Origin of the sequence: Pseudorhodoplanes sp., assembly GCF_050250235.1 — a bacterium.
In the GTDB taxonomy this organism is placed as follows: domain Bacteria; phylum Pseudomonadota; class Alphaproteobacteria; order Rhizobiales; family Xanthobacteraceae; genus Pseudorhodoplanes.
Map to the genome: position 1 here is coordinate 1 of NZ_JBFWPA010000236.1, position 5,978 is coordinate 5,978.

Annotated in this window: 7 protein-coding genes; 5 read left to right on the plus strand and 2 right to left on the minus strand. The window is 56.4% G+C overall.

Annotated features, from left to right (window positions below):
• The first annotated feature begins 143 nt into the window (after window positions 1-143).
• The 3 genes from AB7F49_RS37465 (at window position 144) to AB7F49_RS37475 (ending at window position 3,539) form a co-directional block, all read left to right on the plus strand.
• Window positions 144-1,088: an ABC transporter permease gene (locus tag AB7F49_RS37465; protein ID WP_428532485.1), complete on the plus strand. Its 945-nt coding sequence runs from the start codon at window positions 144-146 to the stop codon at window positions 1,086-1,088.
• Window positions 1,085-1,927 (plus strand): ABC transporter permease, encoded by an 843-nt coding sequence (locus tag AB7F49_RS37470; protein WP_428532488.1) that lies wholly within the window; start codon window positions 1,085-1,087, stop codon window positions 1,925-1,927. Before AB7F49_RS37465 ends, AB7F49_RS37470 begins: the two co-directional genes overlap by 4 nt.
• A 97-nt stretch (window positions 1,928-2,024) precedes the next feature.
• Window positions 2,025-3,539, plus strand: a complete 1,515-nt coding sequence (locus AB7F49_RS37475) for an ABC transporter ATP-binding protein (RefSeq protein WP_428532500.1) — start codon at window positions 2,025-2,027, stop codon at window positions 3,537-3,539.
• A 10-nt stretch (window positions 3,540-3,549) separates the two neighbouring features.
• Here AB7F49_RS37475 and AB7F49_RS37480 read toward each other — a convergent pair whose 3' ends face one another.
• On the minus strand, window positions 3,550-3,801 hold the full coding sequence (locus AB7F49_RS37480; RefSeq protein WP_428532503.1) for an ArsR/SmtB family transcription factor: 252 nt from the start codon (window positions 3,799-3,801) through the stop codon (window positions 3,550-3,552).
• A gap of 197 nt (window positions 3,802-3,998) precedes the next feature.
• Here AB7F49_RS37480 and AB7F49_RS37485 point away from each other — a divergent pair, with 197 nt between their 5' ends.
• Window positions 3,999-4,550, plus strand: coding sequence for a YeeE/YedE thiosulfate transporter family protein (locus AB7F49_RS37485; protein WP_428532491.1), 552 nt, complete (start codon window positions 3,999-4,001; stop codon window positions 4,548-4,550).
• A 12-nt stretch (window positions 4,551-4,562) separates the two neighbouring features.
• A complete protein-coding gene (locus AB7F49_RS37490; RefSeq protein ID WP_428532494.1) occupies window positions 4,563-5,126 on the plus strand; it encodes a YeeE/YedE thiosulfate transporter family protein in 564 nt (187 codons plus the stop codon).
• Between the two features lie 171 nt (window positions 5,127-5,297).
• On the opposite strand, the gene AB7F49_RS37495 is transcribed toward AB7F49_RS37490, so the two are convergent.
• Window positions 5,298-5,978, minus strand: a 681-nt coding sequence (locus tag AB7F49_RS37495; RefSeq protein WP_428532497.1) for an ABC transporter substrate-binding protein, incomplete at its 5' end; no start/stop codon positions are given.

Sequence of the window (5,978 nt, forward strand, 5' to 3'; positions counted from 1 at the left end):
GAGAACAGAGTCACCGCCAGCAGCTGACGAATCCAAATTAAATAGAAGACAGGCGATTCCACTTAGGCATTGGGTCGCTCGGGGATGAGCGACGAACCGCGGCTCGGCGTAGGAAGAGCGAGGTTGTTGAAGGGTTTTTGAAGGTGACGCGGTTCATTCTCAACAGGTTGGCGCTCAGTCTGTTCATGCTGCTCGGCGTTTCCATACTGACTTTTGTAGGAACCGAGCTGCTGCCGGGAGATGTGGCCTCAGCGATCCTCGGACAGGATGCGACGCCCGAAGCGCTCGATGCGCTTCGAAGAAAATTGCATCTCTACGATCCCGCAATCGTGCGCTATTTCCGTTGGCTGGGACATTTCTTCACTGGTGATTTCGGCAATTCTCTCGTCAGCGGCCGGTCGGTCCTGGCACAGCTCTCCGAACGATTGCCGAATACACTGTTCCTCGCAGGCTTCGCGGCCCTCTTTGCGCTTCCATTTGCGCTCATCATCGGCACGCTGGCCGCCATTCAGCAGGACCAGCCGTTTGACCGCATGGTGAATTCCCTTTGCATGGGCTTGGGTTCGCTCCCGGAGTTCTTCGTTTGTTACTGCCTGATCCTGGTGATCGCGGTGAACCTAGGCTGGCTTCCGAGCCTGTCTGCGGTTTCACCCGACATGTCCTTCTCGCAGCATTTCTATGTCACGCTGTTGCCAATGATTGCGCTTGCAGTGGCGACGGTCACGCATCCACTCCGAATGACGCGTGCCGCCATCATGGGCGTGATGTCGCAACCGTATATCGAGATGGCTTTCCTCAAAGGAATGCCGCGTTGGCGCGTCGTGATTTTTCATGCGCTTCCGAACGCGTTAGCTCCGATCATTACGGTTACGATGCTTGCGATGGCCTGGCTCATTGTCGGCGTCGTGGTGATTGAAGTGGTGTTCGTTTATCCCGGCGTCGGGCAGTTGATGGTTGATGCGGTCGCGCAACGTGATCTCCCCATCGTCCAGGCCTGCGGCTTGATTTTCGCAGGAACCTATATCGGGCTGAACTTGCTTGCCGACGTCCTTGCCATTGTGGTCAGCCCGCGTTTGAGGCTTCGATGAAAATCTTCGGTTATAGGGTCACAGGACCTGCATTCGTAGGAATGGTTATTGTTCTCGCAAACATCGCCATTGTTCTATTTGCACCGCTTATCGCGCCATATGATCAGGCGGCTTTTGTCGGAGACGTTTGGGCCCCTCCCAGCCGGCACGCCTTGCTTGGGCTGGACAACCTCGGGCGCGATATGTTTTCGCGCATGATGTATGGCGGGCGCATGAGCGTGTCGCTCGCCTTTGTCATCTGCATGCTCGCATTTTTCATCGGCGTCACGGGTGGATTTTCTGCAGCGATTGCGGGCCGCTGGGTCGATCTTATTCTGTCGCGCTTTGTTGACATCTGCATGTCGATCCCGACCTTGATCCTGGCGTTGATTATTCTTTCGGCCCTCGGAACGTCGATTCCAGTTCTGATCCTTACGATTGCCGGCGTGGAATCGACACGCATTTTCCGTATTGCCCGCTCGGTCGCGTTGGAAGTGGTGCTTCTGGATTATGTCGAGGTGGCCAAGCTGCGCGGAGATCCGTTGTGGAAGATCATCTTCCGAGAAGTTCTACCTAATACGCTGCCTCCGCTTGTTGCCGAGTTCGGTATTCGGTTCTGCTACACGCTGCTTTTCGTTTCGTCGTTGAGCTTCCTGGGCCTTGGAATTCAGCCTCCGATGGCGGATTGGGGCAGCTTAGTGAAGGACAACGCACTTGCGATCAATTTCGGCGGAATGGCACCGATCTATCCGGCTGCAGCCGTTGCCATCCTCGCGATCGGCGTGAACCTGGTGGTCGACTGGTATATTTCCTTGGGTCGCCACCGTGCCGATACAGAAACGGCACCAGTCCATGGATAACGAGATCCTGCGTATCGAGAATCTGCGCGTCGTCGCTGGCCAAAACGTTTTGGTCGACAATGTGAGCTTGCGCCTTCAGAAGGGCCAAGTGCTCGGAATGATCGGTGAATCGGGCGCGGGAAAAACCACGATCGGGCTCGCATCCTTAGCTTATTCCAGGGCGGGATGCTCGATTGTCGGTGGCGATATCTTTTTTGCCGGCGTCCGTGGTTTCCCGGCGGTGCGAAAGCTGAGAGGCCGCCGTGCGGCCTATGTGGCCCAAAGCGCCGCCGCTTCGTTCAATCCCTCGAAGACAATCTTGTGGCAGTTTTGCGAAATGCCGGTGTTCTTCGGCATCATGACGCGCAAAGAAGCCGCCGAATGGGCGGTCGAACTGTTCCGGTCGCTGGACCTGCCATCGCCGGAGACTTTCGGCAAACGCTATCCGCATCAGGCCTCGGGAGGACAATTGCAGCGGGCGATGGTCGCCATGGCCATGTCGTGTCGGCCAGATCTGCTTGTCTTCGATGAACCGACCACAGCGCTTGACGTCACGACCCAGATCGAGGTTCTGGCCTCGATGCGAAAGGTCATCAAGGAACACGGCGCAGCCGGACTGTATATTTCGCACGATCTAGCGGTGGTCGCGCAAATTGCCGACGACGTCATGGTATTGCGGCATGGCAAGATGGTGGAGACAGGCACGGCAGATCAAATTCTCCATTCGCCGCGCGAAGATTATACCCGTCGTCTGGTCGCCGTTCGCTCATCGACGCAGTTGGGCGGAGGCCAAAATCTCGGCGAGGCGGGCAATGCTCCGGTGCTCGACGTTTCCGGCCTCGATGTCGGCTATGGCGACGCGCTGGCCGTCAAGAAGGCTTCCCTGAAACTCCACAAAGGCGAGACAATCGCGGTGGTTGGAGAATCTGGCAGCGGCAAGACCACGCTTGGTCGTGCGATTGTCGGCTTGCGCCCGCCTTCGGCTGGCAAGATTCTCTATCGTGGCAAAGTTCTGGAGCCGGGCTTCAGACAGCGTAGTCTCGATCAGCGCCGCGGCATCCAGCTCATCAACCAGATGCCTGATGTGGCGCTTAACCCGCATCAGACGGTTGAAGAAATTATCGGCGCGCCGCTACAGCGTTTCTTCAAGATGCCGCGTAAGAAAATCAAAGAACGCGTGGCAGAGCTTCTGACGTTGCTCGATCTGCCGCCCGAATACGCCAAACGCAAGTCGACTCAGCTGTCCGGCGGACAGAAACAGCGCGTCTGCATTGGACGCGCTCTTGCGGCCGAGCCGGATGTGATCGTTTGCGACGAAATCACCTCCGCTCTCGACGCACTCGTGGGCGAGGAAATTCTCAAACTGCTGGCCAAGCTTCAAAAGGAAACCGGCGTCAGCTATCTGTTCATTTCCCACGATCTCGGCCTAGTCCGTCGTATTGCAGACAATGTGATTGTCATGTTGAACGGCGACATTGTGGCCGAAGGCCCAATCGAAAAAGCCTTCAATCCGCCTTATCATCCCTACACCGAGCTGCTGCTTTCGTCGGTGCCGGAAATGCGTACCGACTGGCTGGACACGGCCCTGATCCGCAAACGCGATTCCGCGGAGCGCATCAAAAAGCACGACTAGCCTGCCCTGCTCAGACTGCACAAAAGCGCTGATACAATGTTTCGAGGATGGCCCTCACGTCGTCACTCGCGAGAGTATAATAAATAGTCTGTCCGTCACGTCTCGAACGAACGAGACCAAGCGCACGCATCTTGGATAGATGTTGCGACAACGCCGCATCGCTTAGGCTGACCAAAGCGGCCAATTCGCCGACCGAACGCTCCTGCTCCACCAAACTGCACAACACCAGCAGCCGCTTGGGATTGGCCATAGCCGAAAGCATCGCAGCCACTTCCTCCGCACGCGGCTGCATATTGGCAAGACTGGTATGCGCTAACTTTCTAGCAGGAACTCTTGACATTTTAGTACTTTCGAAATTACTAATTAACAGAGCGAGCCCGAAAGGCAAGGGGATTGCCATAACGGGTGAGAATAACCGCTCGCGCTGGCGAGCCCTCCACTCCCTCCGGAGACATACCCATGACCTCGATTGCCGAAACACTCTCTGCCACACGAGGAAATCGAATCAATTGGAGCCCTTATCTTGTTGGCGCAGGGATCGGAGCGCTGAGCTGGATCGTCTTTGTCGTTGTTAATAACCCGATCGGCATCACGACTGCCTTGTCGCAGGTCTCGGGTGGTGTCGCAACGCCCATTCTCGGCCCTGAAACAGTTACGAAGAACTCCTACTGGGCGAAGAATGTTTTCCAACTCGATTATGGCACTCTCTTTCTTATCGGGACAATGCTTGGCGGATTACTTTCCGCGCTCCTTGCCGGCAGATGGAAAATTGAAACAGTGCCGATAGTGTGGGCCGAACGGTTCGGGCCTTCCGTCACCAAGCGTTATCTCGCGGCCTTCGTAGGCGGCCTCATCGCCATGTACGGTGCACGCCTTGCAAACGGCTGCACCAGTGGCAACGGAATCTCCGGTGGCCTTCAGCTCGCACTCAGCGGTTGGGTGTTTCTAGCGGTGATGTTCCCGAGCGGTATGTTCACTGCATTTTTCCTATTCCATCCGCGATCCAACTGACCGGAGCGATCCATGTTTCCTGTTACAGGCACCCCCCTTCTCATCCTTGCCGTCGTGTTTGGAGCTGTCTTCGGATTCCTGCTGCACCGTGGCCGCGTCGCCGACTACAACACGATCGTGCGTCAATTTCTGTTTGAAGACTTCACGGTCCTGAAAATCATGATGACTGCTATTGTTGTCGGCGGCATCGGCATATTTGCGCTGGTGCAGCTTGGCTACGCGCAGTTCCACATCAAGCCTGCCGACCTTCTGGCAATCTCGCTTGGCGCCGCGATCTTCGGCGTCGGTATGGTACTCTACGGCTATTGTCCAGGTACCGCACTTGCGGCCATAGGCGCCGGCAGCATTCACGCGCTGGTAGGAGCGGCTGGTATGCTGGCCGGCGGGATTCTTTATGCACTGAGCTTCGATTGGATAAAAACTTACATTTTGCCAGTCGGCGCCATGGGTAAGGTTCAGTTGCCACAGCTTTTTGGCGTCACCGCGCCGGCGGTTCTGGCTACACTCGCTATTCTGGCGATTGTGATATTCGTACTTATCGAACGCTACGCTCGGCGCAGTGGCCATGCGTCTTAATACGCTAAGCAGCTTTGAGAGATATTTCACATCAGAAAGCTAATCGCAGATCACTCGTGAGACGATCTTGTCAATGCTTTGCGACATTGAAATAAGCCGGATTCTGCTGCTCAATTTCGCGGCTTCGTTTGTCGAGTCGGTGCCGACGGACACGATACCCATAGCTTTCCGTCAAGACAATGAGCACAACGCTTGTTCGAGATACTGGTGATCCGCCCACTGGTCGACATCAAAGTCGTTCTTTTGATAACCGTGCGCGAGCAGAAAATCTTTCTGGATTTTGGTGGCTTCCAAGTTTCGCGGAGACAAATTTGGAACGAAGTCGAAATCTCCGATCTCGATCTGCCGCCTGATCTGTCGCGCACATGTGTACGACGTAACACGCAGGAGGATGGGTATCGCGGCATCGGGATTGGCGTTAATCCAGCGGCCTGCGCGGATCGAGGCGCGGAGGAAACCGACGACGACTTCCGGATGACGTTTGGCGAAGTCGGTGTTGACCGCCATGGTGATCGGCCCATTCGCAACCTGCAAGGTCCAGTCCGGATAGAGGGCGAGGTCCTCGATCACCTTGAAGCGGCCGGTCTCAACGAGAGAGGGTGAGCGGCCGTCATTGATATAGATGGCGTCTACGCGGCCCTCCTCCAGCGCACGAATCTCCGCCCGCGCCCAGCCCCGGCTTTTGCGCGCATGCGCCCAAAGCTCCGCCGGCGTCTGCACCGGGGTAAAGCTCGGATTGTCGGGATTGTCGATATCGACGATCTCGACATCTTTGCGAGCGAGCCCGTTGACTGCAAGAGCAAGCGCGATGCCACGTTCGCCGGTGGCGCGCGCGAAATCAAGCTTTCGCGT

What these genes read in the sequence shown, in the direction of transcription:
- AB7F49_RS37470 (WP_428532488.1), top strand. Translation starts at nt 1,085, where the DNA reads ATGAAAATCTTCGGTTATAGGGTCACAGGACCTGCATTCGTAGGAATG.
- AB7F49_RS37475 (WP_428532500.1), top strand. Translation starts at nt 2,025, where the DNA reads ATGATCGGTGAATCGGGCGCGGGAAAAACCACGATCGGGCTCGCATCC.
- AB7F49_RS37480 (WP_428532503.1), bottom strand. Translation starts at nt 3,801, where the DNA reads ATGCTTTCGGCTATGGCCAATCCCAAGCGGCTGCTGGTGTTGTGCAGT.
- AB7F49_RS37485 (WP_428532491.1), top strand. Translation starts at nt 3,999, where the DNA reads ATGACCTCGATTGCCGAAACACTCTCTGCCACACGAGGAAATCGAATC.
- AB7F49_RS37490 (WP_428532494.1), top strand. Translation starts at nt 4,563, where the DNA reads ATGTTTCCTGTTACAGGCACCCCCCTTCTCATCCTTGCCGTCGTGTTT.